1 protein-coding gene is annotated in these 432 nt (G+C 63.4%); it reads right to left on the bottom strand.

Annotated features, from left to right (window positions below):
* Positions 1–8: 8 nt before the first annotated feature.
* A partial coding sequence (locus tag O7B34_RS32045; protein ID WP_337149749.1) for an EamA family transporter occupies positions 9–432 on the bottom strand: 424 nt, incomplete at its 5' end.

The raw sequence follows: 432 nt of genomic DNA, 5'->3' as shown, positions 1-432 counted from the left end.
CGGGCGCTTTAAAGAACGATGAGCATCACGACGCCGGTGACGATCAGCAGGCAGCCGAGCAATTCGAGGCGGTTGATCCATTCGCGGAAGACGAAGAAGGACGAGGCGAAGGTGAAAAGCATCTCGACCTGCGCCACGACCTTGACGATCGCGGCCTGCTGCAAGGTCATCGCCATGAACCAGCCGAAGGATGCCGAGGCGCCGACAAAGCCGACGACGAAGGCCGGTCGCCATGCAGCGCCTATGCGTTGCAGTTCCTCCGGCTCGCGGACCACGATCCAGGCAAGCATCACGACGGTCTGCAGCAGGATGACGAAGCCGAGGGTGAAGCTCGCCTGCATCGCATAGTCTGGTGCCGGCAGGCTCGGGGCCAGCGCCAGCGAAGCGGAGCGATAGGAAACCGCCGAGAGGCCGAAGAACGTGCCGGACGCA

The sequence above is a fragment of the Mesorhizobium sp. Cs1299R1N3 genome (assembly GCF_037179625.1).
Taxonomy (GTDB): domain Bacteria; phylum Pseudomonadota; class Alphaproteobacteria; order Rhizobiales; family Rhizobiaceae; genus Mesorhizobium; species Mesorhizobium salmacidum.
Note: the sequence above shows the minus strand (reverse complement) of the source record. Positions and strands in the feature narration are given on the sequence as shown.